Genomic DNA, 25,668 nt, shown 5'->3' with positions numbered 1-25,668 from the left:
GTGTCCGCTCAGCGGTGATCAATTCAGTCCGGGCAACTCTTCAGCTGCCGGGCATAGGTATAGGTGATTTCGGTGAAGCGCTTTGCGCCCTGCAGCGCTTCGGAGTTGTTGCGCCAACTGCCGCGTGCATAGCCGGCGTGGCCGGAATGATAGGCGAGATAGAGCTGGTAGGGGTCATTGAGGGCAATGCCGTTCTTGGCCGCCGTCTGGCGGTGGTACCAGCCGATGAACTGCATGGCGTCGGAGAAATCGGTCCGGCGCGCGCTCCAGCGGCCGGTTTCGCGCTGATATCGGTCCCAGGTGCCGTCGAGTGCCTGGGAATAGCCGTAAGCGCTTGACTTGCGCTTCCACGGGATAAATCCGAGCAGTTTGGTGCGCGGCGGCTTGGCGTTATGGCGGAAACCCGATTCGGTATAGATCGTCGCCATGAGAATCGGCACAGGCACGCCGTATTCGCGCTCGGTCTTTTCGGCCGCGCGCCGCCAATTGTTGAACAAGCCGTCGCGCTGTTCAAAGATCGCACAGGCATTTCTCGTCTGGCTCGGCGGTTTCGCACAAGCAGTCAATGCCAACAGAAGGCCAACGACAATTACGCTACGCATCGTTTATCCTCACTTAGGCCCACAAGGATATTACTTAAAGTTTAATGAAAGGTTTTCCGTTCCTTAACGGTACTGACCCCAGGGCCTTTTCCGGTGGTAAGCGCTTTCTGGCTGACTTGCCTGGTTGCGAGGATCTTGTGAGCCGCGATTGTCGCCATGGCCGTGTCGGGTTATGAACGGTCGCCCGCTAATCAGAAGGCAGTCCCGGCGAATGTCCCGAACCCCGCCCGATCGCCAGCCCGTCGTCGCCTTCCATATCCACGAATGGAAGCGGTCAGTGCTGGAAGCGTATTTTCCGAAGTGGGATTTTCACTACATGCCGTTCTTTATGGAAGAGCGGGAATTCGTCGATATCTGGCAGGCGCGGATCGCAGCGCTCGACGATCCGAGTGTGATTGTCTGGGGGCCGAACCTGCCGGCGGCGGCGGAGCGTTTCTGTGCCGAGCGGAACATTCCGGTCCATTTCGTCGAGGACGGCTTCTTGCGCTCGGTCGGCGGCAGCGCTGGCCAGAGCGCACCGTTCTCGCTGACCATAGATCGGCAGCGACCGTTTTTCGACAGTCGCGGACCGTCCGACCTGGAGGACCTGCTGAACGCTTATGACTTCGACGCCGATCCGGGGCTGATCGAGCGGGCGGGAGCGGGGATTGCGCAAATGCTCCGGCTTCGTATCGGCAAATATGGTGGGCAACCGTCGAAAGGGGTGGCCGATCTGCCGGGAGGGACGGGCCGCAGGGTGCTGGTGGTTGGGCAGGTCGAGAGCGACGCCTCGATCCGCTATGGCGCCGCGATGCCGATCCTAAACAATGATCTGGTGCGCCTTGCCGCCAAGGAAAACCCCGATGCCACCATTCTCTACAAGCCGCATCCGGATGTGCTCGGGGGCGTGCGCAAGGCAAGTTCCGATCCGGCAGAGGTGGCCGATCTCAGCCATGTGCTGACTGCGCCGGTGGCGCTGTCCGATGTGCTCGATGAGGTCGACCATGTTTATACGATCACCTCGCTTGCCGGCTTCGAGGCACTGATGCGGGGCAAGCGGGTGACGGTTTCCGGTTCGCCCTTCTATTCCGGCTGGGGATTGACCGACGACCGCCAGCCGAACCCGCGGCGCGTCCGCGTACTCAGCCTCGAGGCGCTTTTTGCCGGGGTCTATCTGCTCTATCCGCGCTATTTCGATCCGCGCACGGGCACAGAGCGTTGTTTCGAGACGACGCTGGCCGAAATGGTCGCCTGGCAACGGGACGGGGAGCCGGACGACAGCCGGCGTCTCCTGTCGTCACGGGCGCGGCCGGCGCCTTGGCGGCCGGTCGGCCCCTTCGGTGTACTGGGCTGGCGTCATCTCCTGCCGCTCGTTGTCGGACCGCTTGTCGCGCGCATCGGCAGTGCCGACGACGCGGCCTCCTATTGCCGCGACCCGATCGGCTTCTTTCGCGAACAGTCGGACCCGGATTTCCGGCGGCTGGGACGCTGGCTCTATCCGCGGGATGACGGGAGATTTGCCATGGGATTCGACCGGTTTCGCACGGGAGCTTAGGAACGCTGGCTCACGCAGCGGCGCCGATGGGCGGTGCTGGAAGTCGTTCATTTCAATGAGAATGTTGGTAGCGGGAGGCGGACTTGAACCGCCGACCTTGGGGTTATGAATCCCACGCTCTAACCACCTGAGCTACCCCGCCACACATCGCGAAGGCCTGCCGAAAGCGGAACCGTCCGAAGCGATGGGCGGCTTATAAGGCGATGATCCTGCCAGTGTCAAGCGCGACGGAAGCAAAAACAGAAGCGCTTCTGTGGACTTGGCGCGAGGCGGTCGATCAGGCCGCCGCCGGGCTTGCCAGGAGGGCTTTCAGCAAGGTCTCCGCGTCTGCTGCGCGCTCGGAACGGTCGATGAAACCGCCGCCGTAGACGCGCGCATCAGCTCCCGGCGCCGAATAGAGGACGCAGGCCTGTCCTGGGGCGACACCGGCTTCGCCGATCTCAAGGTCGACGTAGACGCCGTCGTCGTCGGCGTGCAGCATGGCCGGGGTCGGCGGCCGGGTAGAGCGGACTTTGGCGAAACAGGCAAAGCCGTCGCACGCCATATCTTCCAGCGGGGCATCGCCCAGCCAGTTGATGTCGCGCAGGTGAACGCGGTGGGTCTCCAGCGCTTCCCGAGGGCCGACGATGACGCGGCGCGAGCGGGCGTCGAGATAGACGACATAGAGCGGTTCCCCGGTCGCGACGCCAAGACCCTTACGCTGGCCGATCGTGTAATGCAGGATGCCGTCGTGTGTGCCAAGCACACGCCCGTCGAGATGGACGATTTGGCCGGCGAGGGCCGAATCGGGCCGAAGCTTGGTGATGATGTCGGCATATTTGCCCTGCGGCACGAAGCAGATGTCCTGGCTATCGGCTTTCTGCGCGACGACGAGGCCCATATCTTCGGCCAGCTTGCGCGTCTCGGCCTTGGACATGCCACCGAGGGGGAACCGCAGATAGTCGATCTGTTCCTGCGTCGTGGCGAACAGGAAGTAGCTCTGATCGCGCTCGCTGTCGATCGGACGGAAGAGGGCGCGGTGTCCCGGATCGTTCGGCAGCGGCACGGATCTGGAGCGGATATAGTGGCCGGTCGCCAGCGCGTCGGCGCCGAGTTCCTTGGCGGTGGCCAGAAGGTCGGCGAATTTGACGGTCTGGTTGCAGGCGACGCAAGGGATCGGCGTTTCGCCGGCGACATAGCTTTCCATGAACGGGTTGATCACCGTGTCGCGGAAGCGCTGTTCGTAGTCGAGTACGTAATGGGGAATGCCGAGCGTTTCGCAGACCCGGCGGGCATCGTCGATGTCCTGTCCGGCGCAGCAGGACCCGGCGCGGTGGACGGCGGCGCCGTGGTCATAGAGCTGCAGCGTGATGCCGAGCACATCGTAGCCTTCGCGTTTCAGCAATCCGGCCACGACCGATGAGTCGACGCCGCCCGACATGGCAACGACGACGCGCGTATCTTCCGGCTTCTTGTCAAAATCCAGCGTATTCACGGGCTTTTCCGCCAATCTGATGCGTTCGCAGGCGAGGTTCGGGAAGCCCTGTTGCCATTGCCAGCATGCTGGCGTGGCTTTGGGCGGATTGCAGTCCTTGGACTGTTCAGGCCTCGACCTATTTGTTGACGGATATAGAAAGGAATGTCGCAACACGCAAGGGGCGGCGATTCGCGGCGCTGGACCGCAAGTCCGGAGGAGACGGGTAGAACATGGCGAATGGTCTGAAGCTCACGGTGGTCGAGGATGTCTTTCCGGTCGCCGGCACGTTCACGATTTCGCGCGGTTCGCGCACCGAGATCCGCGTGGTCACCGTCTCCCTGTCGGACGGTGTTCATGTCGGGCAGGGGGAATGTGTCCCCTATGCGCGCTACGGCGAAACCGTCGATGGGGTGATCGAGGCGATTCTCGGCACGGCGGAGGACCTCGAACGCGGCCTCGACCGGGCGGCGTTACAGACACGGCTGCCACCGGGGGCGGCGCGCAATGCGCTTGACTGTGCCTTATGGGACCTTGAGGCCAAGCGCGCCGCCAGGCCGGTCTGGCAATTGGCCGGGCTTTCCGTGCCCAAGCCAATCGAAACGGCCTTCACTCTCTCGCTCGGCACGCCGGAAAGCATGCGTGAGGCCGCCGCGAAAAATGCCGACCGGCCGCTGCTCAAGGTCAAGCTTGGCACCGACGATGACCTCGGCCGGATCGAGGCGGTGCGGGCGGGGGCGCCGAATGCGCGTATCATCGTTGACGCCAACGAGGGTTGGACAGTGGCGCAATATCTGGCGCTGGCGCCGGCACTGGTGCGACTCGGCGTGGCCTTGGTCGAGCAGCCGTTGCCTGCCGGGCAGGATGATGTCCTGGCCGGGATCGAACGGGTGCTGCCGGTCTGTGCCGACGAGAGCTGCCATGATCGCGCGTCCTTGGCGCATCTGGTTGGCAAATATGATGCGATCAACATCAAGCTCGACAAGACCGGCGGGCTGACCGAGGCGCTGCTGATGCGCGAGGCAGCGGTGGCCGCCGGCTTCGACATCATGGTCGGCTGCATGCTCGGCACCTCGCTCGCCATGGCGCCGGCCTTTCTCGTGGCGCAAGGGGCGAGCTTCGCCGACCTTGATGGCCCGCTGCTGATCGCCGCCGACCGCGTGCCGCCGATCCGCTATGTGGGCTCGATCATGCAGGTGCCTGAACCAGCGCTATGGGGCTGAAATCTCGGCGGTTCGGATCGCAGCCTTGCGCCGTTAGGCGAAAGCGCTGAGCCGGGATCCTTTCTAGCGCTTTGCGCCGACGGTGGATGCGTCGGTGCTGGCCAGCCAGATGACGTGCCGCGCACCGCGATTGCGCCCGGCGCGGATATGTTCCTCCTGGACCGCGAGGCCGACGTCGCGCAGCCGGCGGGTGAAGCCCTGGTCGGGGCCGGAGGACCAGACAGCGAGCACGCCCTTCGGCCGAAGCGCTGCTTTGGCCGCGCGCAGGCCGGTATAATCATAAAGATCGTCGTTGGCGGCGCGGGTCAGGCCTTCCGGACCGTTGTCGACATCGAGAAGGATGGCATCATAGCTGTTTCGCGATGCGCTGATCAGTGCGCCGACATCACCCACATGGACCTTGACCCGCGGATCGTCGAGGCTGCCTTGGAAGACCTCCGCCATCGGTCCTCTGGCCCAGGTAACGACTTCCGGCACGAGTTCAGCCACGGTCACCAGCGCGTCCTGTGGCAGAACCGCGAGTGCCGCGCGCAGGGTGAAGCCCATGCCGAGCCCGCCGATCAGGATGTGCGGACGTTTGCGCGGGCTGATCTTTTCCCATGACAGCGTCGCCAGTGCCTCCTCCGAACCGCTCAGGCGGCTGTTCATCAGCTCGTTCGTGCCGAGCATGATGGAAAACTCGGTGCCGCGCTGTTTGAGGCGCAGTTCGCCGCCGCCGCCGGGGATTTGCGCGCAATCGAGCTGGATCCAGGGAAGCATGGCAATCTTTCAGAGGTCGAGGGACAAAAGCTCCCCTATCACGAGCAGCGCGCCGATTTCAATCGTGGACCGCCTTACCTGACTGGGCAGGTGAGGCGGTCTATCCGGCCGACGCAGGGAAGAGTGTCGCTTGTGCTGCGACATTCGTTCTTTTCAGCAGCGAGAGAAAACGTTCTTCGGTTTCGCGATCGAGAACGGCTATTGGTGCGAAGATCGAGAGGCCGGCGATCATGGCGCCGTTCGGTGCGAAGATCGGCATGGCGATCGCGCTCAGGCCGGCTTCGCGTTCGCCATGGTTCACCGCATGGCCTTTCCGGCGTATCTCATCTGTTTCGGCAAGCAGTGCATTGCCATCGACCAGCGTCGCGCGCGACAGGGGCAGCAGCTGATTGGCCTCAAGATAGGATTCGACCGCTTCCCTGCCCGAATAGGCAAGCCAGAGCTTGCCGTTTGCCGTCGCATAGGCTTCCATACGGGCGCCGACGCGTGCGCCGTAGATATAGGCATTATTGGAATGGGCCGCGGCGATGCAGGTGATCGCCGTGCCGTCAAAGGTGGTGGCCATGGCGCCTTCGCCCGATTCACTGGCCAGGGAATTGAGGAAGGGCTGCAATTGTAGCGCCAGCTGTCGGGAGCTGCGGGCGCGTTCGCCATATTCAATCAGCTTGCCGCCCGGCCGATAGATACCCTTGCGCGGGGAACTGAGTGCGCCGACGGAGAGCAGGGTCTTGAGGAAGCGGTGGGCGGTGATCGTGTTCAGCCCCACCAGTTCGGTGACGTCGGCCGTCGTGACCTCGTTTCGCTGATCGTCGAACAGGTCGAGAATGGCAAAGGCCTTGACGATCGAGTTGTTGGTGGGGGTGACCATTCTATCGCTACTGCTCATTTATTAGTTAGAATAACTCATCAATCCTCGACGCTTGACGTCTACGTTCAAGAATGTGATAGTTATTGAAACTTGTATTTCAATTATTGAAATGTCAAGCCGGCTTGGGAGGGTCGCGTTTTGGATGCTCGGAATGCAAGGCCAGGCGAAGTTAGTGCCGGCAGCGTCATTTTCAGCCGGTTGAAGACCTTGGGTGTCGACTACGTCTTTGCCAACTCGGGAACCGATTTTCCGCCGATCATCGAGGGGCTTGCCGAGGCCGCCGCATCGGGTATCGATCTTCCTCAGGCGATCACCATCCCGCATGAACATGCCGCTGTCGGTATGGCGCACGGATATTATTTTCTCTCCGGCAAAGCACAGGTGGTCATGCTGCACACCAATGTCGGATTGGCGAACGGCGCGATCGGTGCGCTCAATGCCGCGACGGACCATGTGCCGATGGTGTTGATGTCCGGCCGCACACCGACCGTCGAGCGCGGCCGCTTCGGTGCGCGCACGGTGCCGATCGGCTGGGGGCAGGAAATGCGTGACCAGACCGCACTGGTGCGCGAGGCGGTCAAGTGGGACTACGAGCTACGCTTTCCCGAACAGATCGCCGAGATCCTCGATCGTGGCCATGCGATCGCCAATTCCACGCCGAAGGGGCCGGTCTACATCAGTCTGCCGCGAGAGGTTCTGTCGGAGCAGATCGATGCCGGACAGATCGCCGAGACGCCCTTGATGGCGCCGGCCGTGGTGGACGCGCCCGCCGCCGTGATCGATACAGCGGCCGACTGGCTGATCGGCGCCAAGCGCCCGGTGATCTTCGTTCAGCGCGGCGCTGGCGATGCCGAGGGCTTTGCCGCGCTTTCAGCTCTGGCCTCGGACTTTGCCATTCCGGTCGTGCACTATTGGGCGACGCAGATCGGCATTCCGACCGATCATCCGATGTCGGTCGGCGCCAATCCGGAGCCGTGGCTATCGGAGGCGGACGTCATCCTGGTGATCGACGCGCTCGCCCCCTGGGCACCCGACCTGCAGAACCCGCAGGCCGGTGCCAGGGTGATCCAGCTCGGCCCGAACCCCTTGTTCAGCCGCTTTCCGGTGCGCAATTTCCGCTCCGATCTGTCGATCGTCAGCGAGACGTCGTCAGGCATCTCCGCTCTGCTGGCTGCCCTTCGCGCGCGCCGCGATCCAGACCCGGAAGGCCGGGCGGCCCGTCGTGAGACCGTCGAACAGCGTTCGCAGGCCGTCCGGTCGCAGGCGATCGCCGCGGCCGAAGGCGAGGCCGGTCCGGTGATGAGCAAGGCTTTTGTCTCGCTCAGCCTGTCGCAGGCGATTGCCGGGCGTCACGCGACCGTTCTTTCCGAACTCGGCTGCCCGCTTGCGCCGATGACGCTCGATCACGCGCAGGCCTGGTATCAGGAGCCGCACTCCGGTGGTCTCGGCTGGTCGCTTCCCTGCGCCATGGGCATGAAGCTCGCCAAACCCGACCGTCTCGTCGTCGCGACGCTCGGCGATGGCTCCTACATGTTCGCCAATCCCGTCGCCTGTCACCAGATCATGGAAGCCTGCGAGATCCCGGTGCTGATCATGATCCTCAACAACGCGGAATGGGGTGCGGTGCGCCAGTCGGTGACCATGCTCTATCCTGATGGCTATGCCGCCAAGGCGAACCAGATGCCGCTTACCGGCCTTTCTCCGAGCCCCGACTTCACCAAGGTTGCAGAGGCCAGCAATGCCTGGGCGCGCAAGGTGACGCAACGAAGCGAACTGACTGCGGCCCTGGAGGCGGCGATCACCGAGGTTATGGAAAACAAGCGTACCGCGCTGCTCGATATCCGCGTGGCATAGCAGGCATTCCGCCCGACGGCGGAGAATTTTTATCGGTTTTAACAGGGAGGGAAATGCCAATGAAATCTCTTAAGACACTCTTGCTTGCCGGTTTGGCGACGACGGTGCTCAGCGCCTCGGCGCTTGCTCAGGAATTCACGCTGAAACTGCACCACTTCCTCGGCCCCAAGTCGCCGGCGCAGACGCAGATGCTCGAGCCTTGGGCGAAGAGCATCGAGGATGCCTCCGGTGGTCGCGTCAAGATCGAGATCTATCCGTCGATGTCGCTCGGCGGCGCTCCGCCGGAACTCATCAGCCAGGTCCGTGATGGCGTTGTCGACCTAGTCTGGACCGTGAATGGCTATACGCCGGGCCTTTTCCCGCGCACGGAAGTGTTTGAACTGCCGTTCATTCACACCAACGACATCCTGGCAACCGACCTTGCCATGCGTGACATGTTCAAGGACTACCTGGCCGATGAATACAAGGGCCTGAAGGTCCTGTTCCTGCACGTTCACGCCGGTCAGGCGATCCAGATGGCCAAGGACGAAGTGCGCAAGCCTTCCGATCTCGCCGGCAAGAAGATGCGCATTCCGACCCGTACCGGTGCATGGGTAATCGAGGCGCTTGGCGCTGCACCAGCGGCCATGCCGGTTCCGGATATCCCGCAGGCGCTTTCCAAGGGCGTTGTCGATGGCGCGCTCATTCCGTGGGAAATCATCCCGGCTCTGAACCTGCAGGAACAGACAGAATATGACATCGAAGGCATCAACAAGACCCGTCTCGGCAACACAACATTCCAAGTTTCGATGAACCTCGATAAGTGGAACTCGTTGCCGGAAGACATCCAGAAGATTTTCGAGGAAAAGTCGGGCGATGAGTGGATCAAGCATGTTGCCGACGTTTGGCGTCAGTCGGACGAAAACGGTATCAAGAAGGCCGTTGACGCCGGTAACAAGCATATCGAGCTGACCCAGGAAGAGACCGACGCCTTCAAGGTACAGCTTGAGCCGGTGGTCGATCGCTGGGTCAAGGAAGTCTCGGCGAAGGGCATCGATGGTGCCGCTCTCGTCGCCAAGGCGCGCGAACTGGTCGCCGCCTACACCGCGAAGTAAAGAGAACGATGTCGACAGAAGACACCAACAGGAAAGGGGCGGGGCTTAACGGCCTCGCCCGCAAGCTCGTTACGGGCTGGGCCATTCTCGGCGGCGTCGTTCTGATCGCCGTCGTTATCATGCAGAGCATTAGTGTCGTGACCGGCGCCTTCGGGCATCCGCTGCCCGGTGATTTCGAATTGACTGAACTGGGCATCGCGGTCGCCATGTTCGCCTTTCTGCCCTATTGCCAGATGACCGACGCCAACGTTACCGCCGACATCTTCACCAGCGGCGCCAGCCGGCGCGTGCTCGGCGTCCTCGGAGTGCTTGCATCCGTCATCGCACTGGCATTCTCGGTGATCATGGTCTGGCGTACCTGGGCCGGTATGGAGAACCAGTTCGACTACGGCTACCAGACGGCCATTCTCGGCCTTTCGATCGGCTATGCCTTCCTGCCCATTATCGTTTCATTGATCCTGCTCGCGCTTGCCTCGATCATGACGCTTATCGAAAGCTTCCGGCAGACCGTGCAACCTTCCGGAAAAGTGTATAGCTAATGGAACATAGCCTTTATCTCGGCCTTATCGGCCTGGTCGCGCTGGTGGTTCTCATCGGCATTCGCGTGCCGATCGCCTATGCGATGATACTCGTGGGTGCCGTCGGCACGGTTGCTCTCAACGGTCCGAACGTTTTCTTGAACCAGCTGAAAACCATCGGTTTCAGCCAGTTTTCCAAGTACGATCTCTCCGTCATTCCGATGTTCGTGTTGATGGGGTATATCGCCACGCGCGCGGGTCTTTCCCAAGACCTGTTCCGAGCGGCGAACGCGTGGTTCGGACGGATGCGCGGCGGGGTCGCCATGTCGGCGATCGCCGCCTGTGCGGGCTTTGGCGCGGTGTGCGGCTCGTCGCTGGCAACCGCCACCACCATGGGGCAGGTCGCGCTGCCGGAGCTCAAGCGCTACAAATATTCCGGCGCGCTCGCGACCGGCTCACTTGCGGCCGGCGGCCTGCTCGGCATCCTGATCCCGCCTTCCGTCGTGCTGGTGATCTATGCCATCATCGTCGAGGCCAATATCGTCTCGATGTTTGCCGCAGCGCTGATCCCCGGTCTGATCGCCGTCGTTCTCTTCATCATCACGATCGCCATCTTCGTGCGCATCTATCCCGATGCCGGGCCGGCTGCCGCCAAGTTGGCGCCGGGAGAATGGATGGCCGCGACGCTTGGGGTTCTGCCGGTGCTCGGCATTTTCGTCATCGTGATTGGCGGCATTTATGCCGGCTTCTACAATCCAACCCCGGCTGCTGCTGTCGGCGTCGCGCTGGTCGCCGTCTACGGCTCGCTGCGCCGTGGCGTTCGTCTGGCCGACTACCGCTGGGCGATCCTGGAAACGGCCAAGACCTCGGGCATGATCTACCTGATCCTGCTTGGCGCCGAACTGCTGAAGATCTTCATGTCGCGTGGCGGCGTGCCGCAGGCGGCGGCCGAGATGATGGTCAATTCCGGACTGCCGGCGATGGCCATCCTGGTGATCCTGCTTCTGGCGCTGATCGTCCTCGGCTGCCTGATGGACTCGATGTCGATGATCCTTCTGGTCATGCCGTTCTTCTGGCCGGTCGTCGCCGAACTGGATTTCGGCATGGATCCTGGTGACGTGAAGATCTGGTTCGGCGTTCTGTCGCTGATCGTGGTCGAGCTGGGGTTGATCACGCCGCCCGTGGGGATGAACGTTTTCGTCATCAGCGCGCTCGCCAAGGACGTGCCGATGCGCGAGACATTCAAGGGCGTTTTCCCATTCTTCGGCGTGGAAATCGTGCGCCTGGCATTGCTGATCGCTTTCCCGGCGCTGTCGCTCTGGCTGCCGCACCTGGTTTCCGGCTGATCGGGACCGCATAATCCCATAAACAAAAGCCGCGGCGAAATTCTCGCTGCGGCTTTTTCTTTATTCGTTCGTTCGCGACCGGCTGGGCCACGATCGCGTCAGCTGGCGCGCGCGCCGTCGACGTGGACGTAGTTGCGGTCGAAATAGGCCAGTGCCGCGCCATCCACGCGGGAGCGAAGGCTTTCGACCCGGCCGATCAAGACATGATGGGTGCCGACCTTGTGCAGGTCTTCCAGCTCGCAATCGAAAGAGACGATGGCGTCGGCAAGCGCCTGGGTGCCGCCGACCATTTCGATCCAATGGGCGGCCGCATAGCGCGCCTCCATGTCGGCGCTGCCGCCGGCGAAGAGGTTTGCCAGATCCCGATGCTCGGGGGTCAGCACGTTGACGCAGAAGCGCTTGTTTTCAAGGAACATCGACGTCTGAGCCGAGCGGCTGTTCATGCAGACGAGCAGCGTCGGCGGCTCGTCTGTGACCGAGCACATGGCAGTGGCGGTGAACCCGCCGCGGCCGGCGGGTCCGTTGGTGGTGATGATGTTGACTGGCGCGCAGACCCGCGCCATGGCATTGCGGAATTCGGTCTTCGACACGCCTTCAATCATCGTTCGCTCCTCACTCCGCAGCGTCGGCCAGTGCGGAGGCCGAGCCGAGCGGCGGCAGCCAGGTGTTGCCGGTCCAGCCCTTCTCGTCGTAGTCGCTCATGCAGGTATCGACGAGCGCTTCCATGTCGCGCAGGATCGTGCCTTTCTCGGCGCCTTTGAGCACCTGCAGGCGGACGTCTTCGGGCGTGCCGGCATAGTTCAACTCGTAGAGCGCATGGCGCCCGCCGAATTCTGTGCCGGTGGCATCCCAAAGGAGCTTCATGATCTTGATGCGCTCGATATGGCCCATGTCGTTTGAGCCGCGGACATATTGCGCCAGATAGCGATCGATCTCCGGATTGGCGAAATCCTTGGCCGAGGACGGCAGATAGATCAGGCCAGAGGCGATCGAGCGGCGGATCAGGTCGATGATGCGTGGGTAGGCATCCGACATGAAGGCACGGTAGCAAAGCGCTGCCTCAAGGTTGGGCAGCTTGGTGCCGCCCACCCATTCGATCGGGTTACGCGCCATGGTGTCGGCGAAGGCCTTGAACTTGTGGCGCAGAGCGATCACCTCGCCGAGCATGGCCTGGTTGCCACGGAATGCGTCGCCACCGGTGGCGCGCAGCGCCTTGGCGAGCAGGCCGGCGAGGAACTCGAGCTTGACGACGAAGCGGTTGCAGCCCTGGAAGCAGTAGCCGTGCATGAAGCCGGACATGACCGTGAAGGACAGGATGCGCCTTGCGTCCTTGTAAATCAACACGTCCTCCCAGGGCACGAAGACATTGTCCAGCACCAGGATGGCGTCGTTTTCGTCGAACCGCGACGAGAGCGGGTAGTCGAAGGGCGCGCCGCAGCGGTTTGCCGTCTCCTCGTAAGACGTGCGGCAGAACATCTTGATGCCAGGGGCATTCATCGGCGCGAAGAAGGTGAGCGAGAGCGACGGGTCTTCTGTGACGGTCGCTGAGGCCTGGGCGAGCAGGTTATAGTGAGTTAGTGCCGACGAGGTCGCGACGACCTTGGCGCCCGAGACGTAGATGCCGGCATCCGTCTCCTTTGTCACGTGCACGAAGACGTCCTTGACGTGTTCGGCCGGCTTGTGACGGTCGATCGGCGGATTGACGATCGCATGGTTGAGAAAGAGCGCTGACTCCTGGGCGCGCTTGTGCCAGGCAATCGCATTGTCCTTGTAGTCGCCGTACCAGTCGGCATTGGCCGACAGCGTATTCATCAGCGCCGCCTTGTAGTCGGCCGTGCGGCCCATCCAGCCATAGGTCATGCGCGCCCATTCGGTCATCGCCGCCTGCTGGCCGACGAGATCGTCGACGGAGCGGGCGATCTTGAAGAACTTGTGGGTGTAGCCGCCATTGCCGGTGTCGGTCGGCGTGGTCAGAATGTCCTTTTTCGCCGGATCGTGCAGGGCGTCATACAGACGGGCCAGCGAGCGTGCGGAGTTGCGCATCGACGGATGGGTGGTGACGTCGGCAATCCGTTCGCCGTTGATGTAGACTTCGCGGCCGTCGCGCAACGAGGCGAGATATTCGGCGCCAGTGAATGGACGCTTGGTGTCGGCGCGGTGATCTTCAGCTTTCATGTGATCCTCCTATTCCTCTGTCTCGAAATTAGGCCTTGCCGAACGGGGCTCCCATGCACAGAATGGAGAAATCGCTTGTACTTTTTTCGGTATTTAACTTGTGAATGAGATTCCGAACTATTTCATCTACGGCGAGACCCCGCGACCGCTGGACGTCGGTTTCCTGCATGTGGAACTGATCTCCCAGCGGCAGGACATCCATCATGGCCGTGCCGATCCACACAAGCATGAGCAGATGGCACAAGTGACTTTCTGGACGAAAGGCGCCGGCACTTATCTGATAGAAGACAAGACGTTGGAGTTTTCGGCGCCTGCCATCAGTTTCGTGCCGAGCAATGTTGTGCATGGGTTCGATGTGGGACTGAATTCCGATGCCGTGGTGGTGTCGATCGCCGATGGCGTGCTGCCGCTGGTCGCGGCGCATAGTCTTCTGGCGCTCGACAGACCGGTGATGCTGCGTGCGGAAGGGGCGGCGGCGACCTGGGACCGGATGCGGGCGCTGCTGCTGATGGCTCATGAGGAATATGCGACGGGTCAGCCAGGCATGGAGAAGATCGTGTTGCCGCTTGTGTCGGCGGTGCTGTCGTTCATGGCGCGGCTCTCCTCTCAGGCGGCGATCATGCGATCCTCGTCGCAGGTGGCATTGGCGGTCGAGCTGAAGCGGCTGATCGACCTATACTTTCGTGAAGACAAAGGCGTCGGCGATTATGTCGACTTGCTCAGGACGACGCCGCATTTGCTCGCCAAGGCGACGACTGCGGTGCATGGCAAGGGTGTCAAAGAACTGATCAGCGACCGTCGCCTGCTCGAGGCCAAGCGCCTGCTGCTCTTCACGGTGCGAACGGTCGAGGACGTGGCTTACGAATTGGGATTTAAGGATCCCGCCTATTTCTCACGTTTTTTCCGGCAGCGCACGGGCGTGCCGCCAGGTGTGTGGCGCGACAGCCATCCGGAGGGGGCGTTCCCGGAGTTCGGTTCTCGACCCTAAGCGATGACGGATCGGACGCTTGCGGTCCGGTTGGCATGTGCATCATTAACGCGTTAAATTGATTGTGGCGCCGTAATGAGGTGAACGGAAGCGTGCTTGACACACTCAACCATTCTAATTAACACGTTAAGCAATAAACCAATGGGAGGAGGGAGCCATGCCGCATCTGCGCCTGGAGTATTCCGCTAATCTTGAAGAAAAAGCCGATATGGCCGCGATCTGTGCGGTCGCGTATGGCGCCATCATGGCGAGCGGCATCTTCGAGATCGGCGCGCCGCGCGTGCGGGCCTATCCCGCGCCGCATTACGCGATCGCCGACCGCCATCCCGATAACGCCTTTCTCGATATGGTCTTCCGTCTGGGTGCCGGTCGCGGCGCTGATGATAAGAAGCGCGTAGGGGATGCCATCATGGCGGCGGTCGCTGCCGAACTCGCGCCGCTTCTTGCTGCGCCGCATTTCGCCCTTTCGCTGGAGGTCGTGGAGATCGATCCCGACCTCAGCTGGAAGAAGAACAGTATGCACGCCCGTCTGCGGGGCAAATAAGCCCGCACGCGGGGGTAGATAAAGGATGTGATCATGTCGAAGCTCGACGAAAATATCGCAAAGGCCGAGGGCTATCTCGCCCGCTTCAAGGCCGACGGGGTGCTGAACCACATTGGCGGCGAAAGCGTTGCGGCCGCCGACGACTCGACATTCGAGATCATCTCGCCGGTCGATCTCAAGCCGCTTGCCAAAGTGGCGCGCGGCAAGGCCGAGGATGTCGATCGCGCCGCCATGGCGGCCAAGGCCGCCTTTGCCGATTGGGCCGCCATGCCAGGTGACGCTCGCAAGAAGTTGTTGCACAAGATTGCCGACGCCATCGTCGCGCGCGCCGAGGAAATCGCCTTCGTCGAGTGCATGGATACCGGGCAGTCGTTGAAGTTCATGGCCAAGGCGGCCCTGCGCGGTGCTGAGAATTTCCGCTTCTTTGCCGACAAGGCGCCGGAGGCGCGGGATGGCAAGGTGCTGCGTACCAGCGATCAGGCCAATATGACGACGCGCACGCCGATCGGCCCTGTCGGTGTTATCACGCCATGGAACACGCCGTTCATGCTGTCCACCTGGAAGATCGCGCCGGCGCTCGCCGCAGGCTGCACGGTCGTCCACAAGCCGGCCGAATTTTCGCCGCTGACCGCGCGGCTTCTGATCGAGATCGCCGAGGAGGCGGGCCTGCCGAAGGGCGTGTGGAACCTCGTCAATGGTCTCGGTGAGGAGGCCGGCAAGGCGCTGACCGAGCATCCCGCCATCAAGGCGATCGGTTTCGTCGGCGAAAGCCGCACCGGCTCGATGATCATGAGACAGGGCGCAGACACGCTGAAGCGGGTGCATTTTGAACTCGGTGGGAAGAACCCTGTCGTTGTCTTTGCCGATGCCGATCTCGAGCGGGCGGCGGATGCTGCCGTCTTCATGATTTATTCGTTGAACGGCGAGCGCTGCACCTCGTCCTCGCGCCTGCTGGTCGAGGAAAGCGTCTACGACGCGTTTACCGCCAAGGTCGCGGAAAAGGCCAAGCGCATCAAGGTCGGCCATCCGCTCGATCCGGAAACGGTCGTTGGTCCGCTGATCCATCCGGTGCACGAGAAGAAGGTGCTGGAATATATCGACATCGGTCGGGATGAGGGGGCGACGGTTGCGGCCGGCGGCGCGAAGTTCGACGGTCCGGGCGGCGGCTGCTATGTCTCGCCAACCCTGTTCACCGGCGCCAACAACAAGATGCGTATCGCCCAGGAAGAGATCTTTGGTCCGGTGCTGACGGCCATTCCGTTCAAGGACGAGGCGGAGGCGCTTTCGCTCGCCAATGATGTTCAATACGGGCTCACCGGATATGTCTGGACATCGGATGTGACACGCGCCTTCCGTTTTTCTGACCGGTTGGAGGCCGGGATGATCTGGGTGAATTCGGAGAACGTTCGCCATTTGCCGACGCCGTTCGGCGGGGTCAAGAGTTCCGGCGTCGGCCGCGACGGAGGAGACTGGTCCTTCGATTTCTACATGGAAACCAAGAATGTCGCCTTCGCCACCGGGAACCACGCGATCCCGAAGCTCGGCGGCTGAACCGATTACACTGCGCGGGCGGTGGCCACTTGCCGTCCGCGTCCTGAATTCTTTTGGAGATGATCCGTCACCGGCACGGCCGCTCAGACGGAGAGGAGGAAAACCATGCCGATACCGCAGCCCAATCTTTATCCATCCTTCAACGTTGTGCGCCTCAGCCACGTCGAGTTCATCGTCAAGGATCTGGCCGCCAGCCGCGCCTTCTACGTCGACTTGCTTGGCCTGCAGGTGACCGATGAGGATGCCTCGACCATCTACCTGCGTGCGCTCGAGGAGCGTGGCCATCACTGCGTGGTTTTGCGCAAGGGCGAAAAGGCGGAAGTCGCCGCTCTCTCGCTGAAGGTCTACGGGGAAGAGGATCTCGACAAGGCCAAGGCCTTCTTCGACGCCAAGGGCCTGCCGAATGGCTGGGTGGAGCGTCCCTATCAGGGCCGCACGCTGCGCGCCGTCGATGTTTTCGGCACACCGCTCGAATTCTATTTCAAGATGGATCGTCTCGCGCCGATCCACCAGCAGTACAAGCTCTACCACGGCGTCAAGCCGCTACGCATCGACCACTTCAACTGCTTCACGCCGGATGTCGACGCCTCGGTCGCCTTCTACAACGAGATGGGCTTTCGCGTCACCGAATACACTGAGGACGACGAGTCGAAGCGGCTCTGGGCGGCCTGGATGCACCGCAAGGGCGGCGTACACGATATGGCGTTCACCAACGGTCTCGGGCCGCGCCTGCATCATACCGCCTTCTGGGTGCCGACGCCGCTCAACATTATCGACCTGCTCGACCTGATGTCGACCACCGGCTATCTCGCCAATATCGAGCGCGGCCCCGGCCGCCACGGCATTTCCAACGCCTTCTTCCTCTACATTCTCGATCCGGATGGTCACCGCATCGAGATCTATTGCTCCGACTACCAGACGGTCGATCCGGACCTCGAGCCGATCAAGTGGGATCTCAAGGACCCGCAGCGCCAAACGCTGTGGGGGGCGCCAGCGCCGCGCTCCTGGTTCGAGCACGGAAGCACCTTCGGCGGCACTCCGGTCAATGAGCCTATCCTCAAGGCGCAACCGATCATCGCACCTTGAGACCGTGGCTTGGCCGCTCACTCCCCCTTAGGGGGATGGGAGCGGGCTAAGTCGGTGGCGTTCGAGGAAGGGCTGCCGAACGACGACGGTCGTCTGAAGCCGATGGGCCTTGGTGCGACAAACACCCTCCCCTTATGGGGAGGGGTTTTGAAGAGGAATGAGAATGACGACGAAACTGGCAAGCTTCACGATCAACGGTCGCGCGGCCTATGGCGCCATCACAGATGAGGGCGTGGTCGATCTTTCGGCTCGCTTCGGCACACGCTGGCCGACCCTCAAGGAGGTGATCGAGGCCGATGCGCTGGGCGAACTCGTCGCTGCGGCGATGGAGATGAAAGCCGACATTGCCGTTGACGAAATTACTTTTGAGATTCCGATCCCGCATCCGGAGAAGATCATCTGCGTTGGGGTCAACTTTCCCGACCGCAATGAGGAATACAAGGACGGCAAGGAAGCGCCGCCGAACCCTTCGCTGTTCATCCGCTTCCCGCGTTCCTTCACCGGGCACGGACAGCCGCTGATCCGCCCCCCGGAAAGCCCGCAGCTCGACTACGAGGGCGAGATTGTCGTGGTCATCGGCAAAGGTGGGCGGCGCATTGCCGAGAAGGATGCGCTCGACCACGTCGCGGCGCTGTCGCTGTGCAACGAGGGCACGATCCGCGACTGGGTACGCCACGCCAAGTTCAACGTCACCCAGGGCAAGAACTTCGACCGCACCGGTTCCATCGGCCCCTGGCTTGTGCCCTTCACCGACGAGAGCCAGCTGGCCGACATCAAGCTCGAAACGCGCGTCAACGGCGAGGTGCGCCAGAACGACCGCACCAGCCGGATGATCTTTTCCTTCCGCAAAATCATCAATTATATCTCGACCTTCACGACGCTTGTGCCCGGTGATGTTATCGTCTGCGGCACGCCGACGGGGGCTGGTGCGCGATTCGATCCGCCGATCTGGCTGAAGCCGGGCGACGTGATCGAGGTCGAGGCGGATGGCATCGGTGTGCTGCGCAATATGGTTGAAGACGAGGTTTGAGCCATGATGACGCCTGAACAGATCGCTGAGGCGGCCGCTTGCCTCGATACGGCGGAGAAGACCCGGCAGCAGATTGGCCTGCTGTCGCTTGCCTATCCGGGCATGACGATGGATGATGCCTATGCCGTGCAGGCCGAATGGGTTCGGCTGAAAATGGCGGCCGGGCGGACTTCGATCGGCTGGAAGATCGGTCTCACCTCCAAGGCCATGCAATATGCGCTGAATATCGACATCCCGGATTCTGGCGTGCTGCTTGATGATATGCTGTTTGATGACGGCTCGGTCGTGCCCGACCATCGCTTCATCCAGCCTCGGATCGAGGCCGAGATCGCCTTCATCATGAAAAAGGATCTCTCGGGTCCCGGCGTATCGGTCTTCGACGTGCTGAATGCCACCGATTATATAACCCCGGCGCTCGAGATCCTCGATACCCGTATCCTGAGGGTAGATCCGCAGACCAACAAGTCGCGCACCATCGTCGATACCATTTCCGACAATGCCGCCAATGCCGGTATCGTGCTCGGCGGTCGCGCCATGCGTCCCGACGCGGTCGACATGCGCTGGATGGGGGCGATCGTCTCGCGCAATGCCGAGGTGGAAGAAACAGGGCTCGGCGCCGGCGTTCTCAACAATCCGGCTCGCGGCATTGCCTGGCTCGCCAATCGGCTGCACCAGTATGGTGCGAGAATCGAGGCGGGGCAGGTCGTGCTGGCCGGCTCATTCATCCGTCCCGTCGAGGCTCGACACGGCGACACGATCACCAGCGATTTCGGCGCCTACGGCACCGTCAGCTGCTATTTTGCCTGAGGAGAAGTTTTCATGCCCGCACCCCTCAACGTCTTCAAGGAAGCGATCCTCGACGGCCAGACGCTCTATGGCCTGTGGGTCGCGCTGGCGAGCCCGCATGCGGCGGAGGTTTCGGCAGGCTCCGGTTTCGACTGGATCCTGATCGACGCAGAACATGGACCCAATGACATTCCGCTGATTGCGGCCCAGCTTGCGGCCGTCGCGCGGCATCCGGCTCATCCGGTGGTCCGCCTTCCCGTCGGTGAAACCTGGCTGATCAAGCAGGCGCTGGACATCGGCGCGCAGTCGCTACTGGTCCCGATGGTGGAGACCGGTGACGAGGCCCAGCGGCTCGCACGAGCCTGCCGCTATCCGCCCGAGGGCATTCGCGGCATGGGAGCCGGCCTTGGTCGCGCTGCCGACTTCGGTCGGATCGCCGATTATGTGGAGACTGCCAATGAGCAGATCTGCCTGATCGTGCAGATCGAGAGCCAGCTTGGCATCGATAACGTCGAGGCGATCGTCACGACGGATGGGGTTGACGGCGTGCTGATCGGTCCGTCGGACCTCGCTGCCGACCTGGGTCATACTGGCAATCCACGCCACCCTGAGGTCATGGCGGCGGTCGATGGGTTGATCCGTAAGATCGTGGCGCTTGGCAAGCCGGCCGGCATCATGGCTGTCGACCCGGTGATCATTCAGCTTGCCAAGGATGCCGGCGCCTGCTTCATCGCTGTTGGTTCGGATGTCGGTGTGCTGGCGAAAGGCGCTCAGGCGCTTCTCGCCCAGGCGCGCAAGGGCTGAGGCATAGCCTTGGAGCGGAGAGCGAATGACTGAAAAACCAGCGGAAACACTGGAAATCAGGGAAGTCCAGCGTGAGGGCGGCTCGCCGCAACCGCGCGCTCGTCTTCGCCATTTCTCGCGCTCCCTGCCGATGCTCCTGCTGCGGGCGCGGGAATCGGTGATGAAGCATTTCCGTAATTCGCTGCGGATGTACGACATCACCGAGCAGCAATGGCGCATTCTCCGGGCGCTGATGACGGTCAAGGAGATCGAGGTGACGGAACTGGCGCGTGCCACCTTCCTGCTCGGTCCGAGCCTGTCGCGCATTCTGCGTGATCTCGAAGCCCGCCAGTTGATCGAACGCCACCCGGACGAAAACGACCTGCGCCGCGCGCGCATTACCATCAGCGCTGCCGGCTTGGAACTGATCGAAAAAGTCTCGCCCTATTCCGAGGAAATCTACGGCGAGATCACCCGCACCTTCGGGGCTGAGCGCATGCGCGAGTTGCAAAGGCTGCTCGAGGATCTCGAGGCCTCGATGGCCGAGATCCATCTGCCCCTGCCTGACGGCGAGCGACAGCCGGACTCTGACGAGCCGCGATAGCCATCCTCTTCCCTTGAGTGGATGGCGCTGTCGGTCGACGAAGTCATGTGCCTGGTTGCCGACGCACTGTTCAGGCGCTGGACGCCATGACCCTGAACGTCGGTATCAACGTCGACGGTTATGTGATCAATGCCGTACGCACCGTCCGGTGAAAGGGGCGCAGGTCATTCCGCCGCGATGATGTGAAACTCATGCTGGACTTCCGGGTGCTGCGCCTTGCTCATCAGGTAGATCAGACAGCTGGTGCGCAAGAGCGAGGCGAAGTTGGAAACCGCGCCGTTGATCTCCAGGGCCTCGTCATAAAGTGTCGACAGGAAGCGTGAGGTCGACATCGCCTGACTGGCGGCGATCTCGTCGATCAGGTCCCAGAAGGCCGCCTCGATCTGGATGCTGGTCGAATGGCCACCGATCCGGACCGATCGGTTGACCGCCCGGTAACGGGCGGGGTCCTGTCCCGCAAAGACTTCACACATGGCATGCTCCTCCGGCTTTTCTTTTGACGCCTATTATGCGGCCCGACGGTTGGTCGGTCAATTTCCCAAAACGTGGCGGTTTTGGCGCGGGATCTGGGCGGATGCCGCGTCTTCACTGGAAATATCGTCAGTGCGGTAGCCCGCTGCTACCCGATTTGCCACCGGTATTGGAAACTCTCATCATTCGATGATTTGCCTGAACGAGGAGTATCCCTTGGCGAAGATGATCCATTCGATGATCCGGGTGATGGAAGAAACCCGTTCCGTCGATTTCTACCAGAAGGCCTTTGGTCTCGACATTGCCGAACGGCTGGATTTCGACACCTTCACGCTGATCTATCTCAGCAATGAAGAGAGCGAGTTCGAACTTGAACTGACCGTCAACAAGGGCCGTGAAGAGGCCTATGATCTCGGTGCAGGCTATGGCCATCTCGCCGTCAGCGTCGCCGACCTCGATATCGAGCACAGCCGTGTGACCGCTCTCGGGCTCAATCCGGGCAAGATTGTCGAGTTCAACCGCGACGGGGCGTTGCTCGCCCGCTTCTTTTTCATGACGGACCCCGATGGCTACAAAATCGAGGTTCTTCAGCGCCACGGGCGCTACAAGTAGGAACCGGAGGTTCGCGGGCCGGAGGATCCGCGGGCTTCGGTTTTTTCGACAGGGGTAGGGCGCGGTTATCGCGCCGCCCGACGACGGACCGGAAGGAGACCGGCCCCTCGACCATGCCACATGACCCTGGGAGGAGACTGACGTGGTTACGCTTTACGAAAAATCGAATGGGATTTCCCGCCGCGAATTGCTCAAGCGCGGTGGCACCGTGGGCGCCCTGCTGGTGATCAGCGGTTCGGCGGTGATCTGTCCGCAGGCCGCCTGGGCACTTGAAGCCAAAGCGCTCAAGCCGGAGACCCTGGCGACGCTGATTAAGCTTGCCCGAGACATCTATCCGCACGATCAACTTGCCGACCGTTTCTATGCGATCGCCGTCAAGGGCCAGGATGACCGCGCTGCCAAGGATGAGGCGCACAAGAAACTGATCGAGGATGGCATAGCCGATCTCGACAGTCGTGCCGGTGCCGGTGGCTATCGCGGCCTTGGCTGGGAGGACGATCGGGTCGCCATCCTGCGCGACATCGAGACGACGCCTTTCTTCCAGGCGGTGCGCGGCGACCTCGTCGTCAGTCTCTATAACCAGAAAGAACTCTGGCCGATCTTCGGCTACGAGGGCGAGTCCTATTCCAAGGGCGGTTACATCGAGCGCGGCTTCAACGACATCGAGTGGCTGTAAGTCGCCGGTTTCTGCAATGTGCAAGCGAACAGCATCGCCGCCTGAGGAGGCCCATCGCGGATGGGCGCGGCGGCGCATTCTCAAAAATGCCGATTTGACATTCCTGGGAGGAAATCATGGCAGCGCCTTATGATCTCAACGACGATAGTGTAGTCGTCATCATCGGTTCTGGTGCGGGCGGCGGAACGCTCGGCAACGAACTCGCCCAGAAGGGCATCGACGTCGTCATTCTCGAAGCCGGTAGCCGGCACGAATATGAAGACTTCATCAATGACGAATGGGACAGCTTTGCCCAGCTCGCCTGGCTCGACAACCGCACCACAGGCGGCGGCTGGCGCGTGTCGAAGGACTTCCCCAACTTGCCGGCCTGGATCGTCAAGGCAGTCGGCGGCACCACGACCCACTGGGCGGGCGCCTCGCTGCGCTTCCAGGAGCATGAGTTCAAGGACCTGACGACCTACGGCAAGATCGAGGGCGCCAACCTGCTGGACTGGCCGATCACCCTTGCAGATCTCGAGCCTTATTATGCCAAGGCCGAGGACAAGATGGGCGTTACCCGCACCAACGGCATCGAGGGGCTGCCCGGCAACAACAATTTCAAGATCCTCAAAGCCGGCGCCGACAAGCTGGGCTACAAGGAATGCCATACCGGCAATATGGCGATCAACTCGGCGCCGCGCGACGATCGCAACAGCTGTCAGCAGACCGGCTTTTGTTTCCAGGGCTGCAAGTGGGGTGCCAAGTGGTCAACGCTCTACACCGAGATCCCCAAGGGTGAGGCGACCGGCAAGCTGGAAGTGCGGCCGAACTCGCATGTCGTCAAGATCGAGCATGACAAGTCCGGCAAGGTGACGGCCGTCGTCTATGCGGACAAGGACGGCAACCTGAAGAGCCAGAAGGCCCGCATCGTCTGCGTCGCCGGCAATTCGATCGAAAGCCCGCGGCTGCTGCTCAACTCGGCCTCTTCGATGTTCCCCGATGGTCTTGCCAATTCCTCCGGACAGGTGGGCAAAAACTACATGCGCCATACCACCGGCTCGGTCTATGCGGTGTTTGAAAAGCCGGTGCACATGTATCGTGGTACGACCATGGCGGGCATCGTCCGCGACGAAGCGCGTCATGATCCGTCGCGCGGCTTCGTCGGTGGCTACGAGTTGGAGACGCTGTCGCTCGGCGTGCCGTTCATGGCGGCCTTCCTCGATCCGGGCGGCTGGGGCCGGTCGTTCGCCTCGGCGATGGACCAATATGCCAATATGGCGGGTCTGTGGATCGTCGGCGAGGACATGCCGCAGGAGACCAACCGGGTGACCCTGCATAAGGAGCTCAAGGACAAGCACGGCATGCCGATCCCCGATGTCTCGTTCACCGACCATCCGAACGACGAGGCGATGCGCAACCACGCCTACAAACAGGGCATGGCGATCTATGAGGCGGTCGGGGCGACCCGCTCGTTCCCGACGCCGCCCTATCCGTCGACACACAACCTTGGCACCAATCGCATGAGCGAGAAGGCCAGGGATGGTGTCGTCAACAAGCACGGTCAGACGCACGACATCAAGAACCTGTTCGTCTCCGACGGCAGTCAGTTCACCACGGGGGCGGCGGAAAACCCGACACTCACCATCGTGACGCTGGCGATCCGCCAGGCCGACTACATCGCGGAACAGATGGGCGCGGGTTCGATCTGAGACCCTCCCTGCGGGCGGGGCGGCGCGAAGGCGCCGTTCCCGTTTCGCTTTCGAGCTGCTCGGAGCAAGTCCCTTAAGGATCAGTGATCGGTAAGGCCCCGCGATATCATCATTGCCTTGTCGAAAATGTGGACATCAAGGTCGGTTTTCTTCAAGTCGGTCGCTTGATGCCTGTAGAGAAGAACATTCCTAATGCCGAAGTGTCGCCAGTGCCTTTGCGCGTTCCTTCGTCTTGTCGACGATGCGGCGGATTCGGGCGGTGGCGGCCGCTTTCGCCGACGCCTCCCTCGTGACCGACATCGCATTGCCTCGCCAGACGAAGCCATCGCCGAACCATGCGACGATCCAAAGGGCGGGCAGGACGAGATCACGCAGGACCATCATGACCGGAGTCATGCGTCCCATGTGCCAGTGAAAAGCCCGGCTCAGCAGCATTTCACCGCCGTACCAGGCAAGCACATAGAGCGCGAAGGTTAGCGGCGAGCAGAGACCAGTGGCCGTCAGACCGGCAAGAGCGGCAATTGGCAACGCACCGCCGGCAAAGAGTTCCGGCGCGAAAAAGAGCGGGAAGGAGGTGCGGCGCAGGCGTGCCCAGCGCAATTGCCGCCGCCAGACCGCATTGAGGGAACGGTGGCCGAGCGGCTGGTCGAAGGGCTCCGTCACCAGCCGGACCTTGAGCCCGGTCGCGCGGATCAAATGGGTCGCGGCGGCATCCTCGGCGATCTCTTCGCCCAGTCGTTCAAAACCGCCGGCGCGTGCCATGACCTGGCGGTTGAGCAACATCGATTTCCCTTGCGCGAAGCCAAGGCCCACGGCGTCGGCCAGCAATTGCCAGCGGGCCTGAAAGCTGTTCAGCCAGGCGCATTCAAGTTCCGCGGCGAAACCTGCGGGGTCGGCGCCGACCGGCGGCGCGCAGACGAGCCCGGTGCCCGGGGTCCACCGGGCAAACAGACGCTGTAGATAGTCGCGTGGCAAGCGCACATTGCTGTCGGCGATGACGATCCAGTCATGCTCGGCGGAACGCCAGCCTTTGATCAGGTTGTTCATTTTCGGATTGGGGCTGAAGACGTCCTCGCCGACCAGCAGGCGGGTGTTGGCATCCGGGTACGCCTCCATTACCCGGCGAGCCACCGCGATGGCGGGATCGGCTGGCGAGGCAACGCAGAACACGATCTCGTAGTTCGGCCAATCGAGGCGGAAGGCCGAGGCAAGCGTTTCGGCAAGGTTGTTCTCCAGACCGCATATGGGCCGAAGGATGGTGACGGAGGGGCGGACCTTTGCCGGCGCGCCCGGTTCGGCACGCTTCTTGTGAGCCAGCACGATCAGGATGCTGAGGAGATGAACGGAAAGGGCAAGCGCGCAGATCCAGAACAAAACAGTCATGAGACATCCTCGTTGCGGGGTATCCCCGCATAGCATCGAC

At 62.0% G+C, this 25,668-nt stretch carries 25 protein-coding genes and 1 tRNA gene; 17 read left to right on the top strand and 9 right to left on the bottom strand.

What is annotated here, in order from left to right:
• Positions 1-23 precede the first annotated feature (23 nt).
• The gene (locus RNA01_RS12990; protein WP_147180638.1) at positions 24-602 is read right to left on the bottom strand and encodes a transglycosylase SLT domain-containing protein; all 579 of its coding nucleotides are present in this window, start codon (positions 600-602) and stop codon (positions 24-26) included.
• A 211-nt stretch (positions 603-813) separates the two neighbouring features.
• On the opposite strand from RNA01_RS12990, the gene RNA01_RS12985 reads away from it, so the two are divergent.
• On the top strand, positions 814-2,136 hold the full coding sequence (locus tag RNA01_RS12985) for a capsular polysaccharide export protein, LipB/KpsS family (RefSeq protein ID WP_147180637.1): 1,323 nt from the start codon (positions 814-816) through the stop codon (positions 2,134-2,136).
• Between the two features lie 65 nt (positions 2,137-2,201).
• Here the strand turns inward: RNA01_RS12985 and RNA01_RS12980 are convergent.
• Both RNA01_RS12980 and mnmA read right to left on the bottom strand, forming a co-directional pair.
• Positions 2,202-2,278: transfer RNA gene (locus tag RNA01_RS12980), tRNA-Met, on the bottom strand.
• A gap of 135 nt (positions 2,279-2,413) precedes the next feature.
• Positions 2,414-3,610: a tRNA 2-thiouridine(34) synthase MnmA gene (gene mnmA, locus RNA01_RS12975; RefSeq protein WP_147180636.1), complete on the bottom strand. Its 1,197-nt coding sequence runs from the start codon at positions 3,608-3,610 to the stop codon at positions 2,414-2,416.
• Positions 3,611-3,822: 212 nt separating this feature from the next.
• On the opposite strand from mnmA, the gene dgcA reads away from it, so the two are divergent.
• The gene (gene dgcA / locus RNA01_RS12970) at positions 3,823-4,812 is read left to right on the top strand and encodes an N-acetyl-D-Glu racemase DgcA (protein WP_174824553.1); all 990 of its coding nucleotides are present in this window, start codon (positions 3,823-3,825) and stop codon (positions 4,810-4,812) included.
• Positions 4,813-4,875: 63 nt separating this feature from the next.
• On the opposite strand, the gene RNA01_RS12965 is transcribed toward dgcA, so the two are convergent.
• Both RNA01_RS12965 and RNA01_RS12960 read right to left on the bottom strand, forming a co-directional pair.
• Entirely contained in the window at positions 4,876-5,571 is a 696-nt protein-coding gene (locus tag RNA01_RS12965) for a spermidine synthase (protein WP_147180635.1), read from the bottom strand.
• Positions 5,572-5,671: 100 nt separating this feature from the next.
• The gene (locus RNA01_RS12960; protein WP_170253443.1) at positions 5,672-6,439 is read right to left on the bottom strand and encodes an IclR family transcriptional regulator; all 768 of its coding nucleotides are present in this window, start codon (positions 6,437-6,439) and stop codon (positions 5,672-5,674) included.
• A 138-nt stretch (positions 6,440-6,577) separates the two neighbouring features.
• Between RNA01_RS12960 and RNA01_RS12955 the strand changes: the two genes are divergently transcribed.
• The 4 genes from RNA01_RS12955 to RNA01_RS12940 are packed head-to-tail and all read left to right on the top strand — an operon-like array spanning position 6,578 to position 11,251.
• Positions 6,578-8,293 carry a thiamine pyrophosphate-requiring protein gene (locus tag RNA01_RS12955; RefSeq protein WP_147180633.1) on the top strand — a complete coding sequence of 572 codons (1,716 nt, stop codon included), beginning with the start codon at positions 6,578-6,580 and terminating at the stop codon, positions 8,291-8,293.
• 59 nt (positions 8,294-8,352) lie between these two features.
• Positions 8,353-9,387 (top strand): TRAP transporter substrate-binding protein, encoded by a 1,035-nt coding sequence (locus tag RNA01_RS12950; protein WP_147180632.1) that lies wholly within the window; start codon positions 8,353-8,355, stop codon positions 9,385-9,387.
• A gap of 8 nt (positions 9,388-9,395) precedes the next feature.
• Positions 9,396-9,926: a TRAP transporter small permease gene (locus RNA01_RS12945; protein WP_147180631.1), complete on the top strand. Its 531-nt coding sequence runs from the start codon at positions 9,396-9,398 to the stop codon at positions 9,924-9,926.
• Complete coding sequence (locus RNA01_RS12940) at positions 9,926-11,251, top strand: TRAP transporter large permease (protein ID WP_147180630.1); 1,326 nt, start codon at positions 9,926-9,928, stop codon at positions 11,249-11,251. The genes RNA01_RS12945 and RNA01_RS12940 overlap by 1 nt, the downstream gene beginning before the upstream one ends.
• Before the next feature lie 98 nt (positions 11,252-11,349).
• On the opposite strand, the gene RNA01_RS12935 is transcribed toward RNA01_RS12940, so the two are convergent.
• Both RNA01_RS12935 and RNA01_RS12930 read right to left on the bottom strand, forming a co-directional pair.
• Complete coding sequence (locus RNA01_RS12935) at positions 11,350-11,853, bottom strand: flavin reductase (RefSeq protein ID WP_147180629.1); 504 nt, start codon at positions 11,851-11,853, stop codon at positions 11,350-11,352.
• A 10-nt stretch (positions 11,854-11,863) separates the two neighbouring features.
• Entirely contained in the window at positions 11,864-13,426 is a 1,563-nt protein-coding gene (locus RNA01_RS12930) for a 4-hydroxyphenylacetate 3-hydroxylase N-terminal domain-containing protein (protein WP_147180628.1), read from the bottom strand.
• Positions 13,427-13,526: 100 nt separating this feature from the next.
• On the opposite strand from RNA01_RS12930, the gene RNA01_RS12925 reads away from it, so the two are divergent.
• The 8 genes from RNA01_RS12925 to hpaR all read left to right on the top strand — a co-directional run bounded on the left by RNA01_RS12925 (position 13,527) and on the right by hpaR (position 20,798).
• A complete protein-coding gene (locus RNA01_RS12925) occupies positions 13,527-14,414 on the top strand; it encodes a helix-turn-helix domain-containing protein (protein ID WP_147180627.1) in 888 nt (295 codons plus the stop codon).
• Between the two features lie 157 nt (positions 14,415-14,571).
• Entirely contained in the window at positions 14,572-14,958 is a 387-nt protein-coding gene (locus RNA01_RS12920; RefSeq protein WP_147180626.1) for a 5-carboxymethyl-2-hydroxymuconate Delta-isomerase, read from the top strand.
• 33 nt (positions 14,959-14,991) lie between these two features.
• On the top strand, positions 14,992-16,509 hold the full coding sequence (gene hpaE, locus RNA01_RS12915) for a 5-carboxymethyl-2-hydroxymuconate semialdehyde dehydrogenase (protein ID WP_147180625.1): 1,518 nt from the start codon (positions 14,992-14,994) through the stop codon (positions 16,507-16,509).
• A gap of 105 nt (positions 16,510-16,614) precedes the next feature.
• On the top strand, positions 16,615-17,595 hold the full coding sequence (gene hpaD, locus RNA01_RS12910; protein ID WP_147180624.1) for a 3,4-dihydroxyphenylacetate 2,3-dioxygenase: 981 nt from the start codon (positions 16,615-16,617) through the stop codon (positions 17,593-17,595).
• Between the two features lie 163 nt (positions 17,596-17,758).
• Positions 17,759-18,625, top strand: a complete 867-nt coding sequence (locus RNA01_RS12905; protein ID WP_147180623.1) for a fumarylacetoacetate hydrolase family protein — start codon at positions 17,759-17,761, stop codon at positions 18,623-18,625.
• Between the two features lie 3 nt (positions 18,626-18,628).
• Complete coding sequence (gene hpaH, locus RNA01_RS12900; protein ID WP_147180622.1) at positions 18,629-19,432, top strand: 2-oxo-hept-4-ene-1,7-dioate hydratase; 804 nt, start codon at positions 18,629-18,631, stop codon at positions 19,430-19,432.
• A 12-nt stretch (positions 19,433-19,444) separates the two neighbouring features.
• On the top strand, positions 19,445-20,215 hold the full coding sequence (locus RNA01_RS12895) for an HpcH/HpaI aldolase family protein (protein WP_147180621.1): 771 nt from the start codon (positions 19,445-19,447) through the stop codon (positions 20,213-20,215).
• Positions 20,216-20,240: 25 nt separating this feature from the next.
• Positions 20,241-20,798: a homoprotocatechuate degradation operon regulator HpaR gene (gene hpaR / locus RNA01_RS12890; protein WP_147180620.1), complete on the top strand. Its 558-nt coding sequence runs from the start codon at positions 20,241-20,243 to the stop codon at positions 20,796-20,798.
• A gap of 164 nt (positions 20,799-20,962) precedes the next feature.
• On the opposite strand, the gene RNA01_RS12885 is transcribed toward hpaR, so the two are convergent.
• Positions 20,963-21,271: a ribbon-helix-helix domain-containing protein gene (locus RNA01_RS12885; RefSeq protein ID WP_147180619.1), complete on the bottom strand. Its 309-nt coding sequence runs from the start codon at positions 21,269-21,271 to the stop codon at positions 20,963-20,965.
• 214 nt (positions 21,272-21,485) lie between these two features.
• On the opposite strand from RNA01_RS12885, the gene RNA01_RS12880 reads away from it, so the two are divergent.
• The 3 genes from RNA01_RS12880 (at position 21,486) to RNA01_RS12870 (ending at position 24,245) form a co-directional block, all read left to right on the top strand.
• Positions 21,486-21,881: a VOC family protein gene (locus RNA01_RS12880; protein WP_147180618.1), complete on the top strand. Its 396-nt coding sequence runs from the start codon at positions 21,486-21,488 to the stop codon at positions 21,879-21,881.
• 142 nt (positions 21,882-22,023) lie between these two features.
• Positions 22,024-22,557 carry a gluconate 2-dehydrogenase subunit 3 family protein gene (locus RNA01_RS12875; protein ID WP_147180617.1) on the top strand — a complete coding sequence of 178 codons (534 nt, stop codon included), beginning with the start codon at positions 22,024-22,026 and terminating at the stop codon, positions 22,555-22,557.
• Between the two features lie 116 nt (positions 22,558-22,673).
• Positions 22,674-24,245 carry a GMC family oxidoreductase gene (locus tag RNA01_RS12870; RefSeq protein ID WP_147180616.1) on the top strand — a complete coding sequence of 524 codons (1,572 nt, stop codon included), beginning with the start codon at positions 22,674-22,676 and terminating at the stop codon, positions 24,243-24,245.
• Between the two features lie 189 nt (positions 24,246-24,434).
• Here the strand turns inward: RNA01_RS12870 and RNA01_RS12865 are convergent, their stop codons facing one another.
• Positions 24,435-25,628 (bottom strand): ceramide glucosyltransferase, encoded by a 1,194-nt coding sequence (locus RNA01_RS12865; RefSeq protein WP_147180615.1) that lies wholly within the window; start codon positions 25,626-25,628, stop codon positions 24,435-24,437.
• Between the last annotated feature and the right edge of the window lie 40 nt (positions 25,629-25,668).

This window comes from Paenirhizobium naphthalenivorans (assembly GCF_007992095.1).
In the GTDB taxonomy this organism is placed as follows: Bacteria; Pseudomonadota; Alphaproteobacteria; order Rhizobiales; family Rhizobiaceae; genus Allorhizobium; species Allorhizobium naphthalenivorans.
Note: the sequence above shows the minus strand (reverse complement) of the source record. Positions and strands in the feature narration are given on the sequence as shown.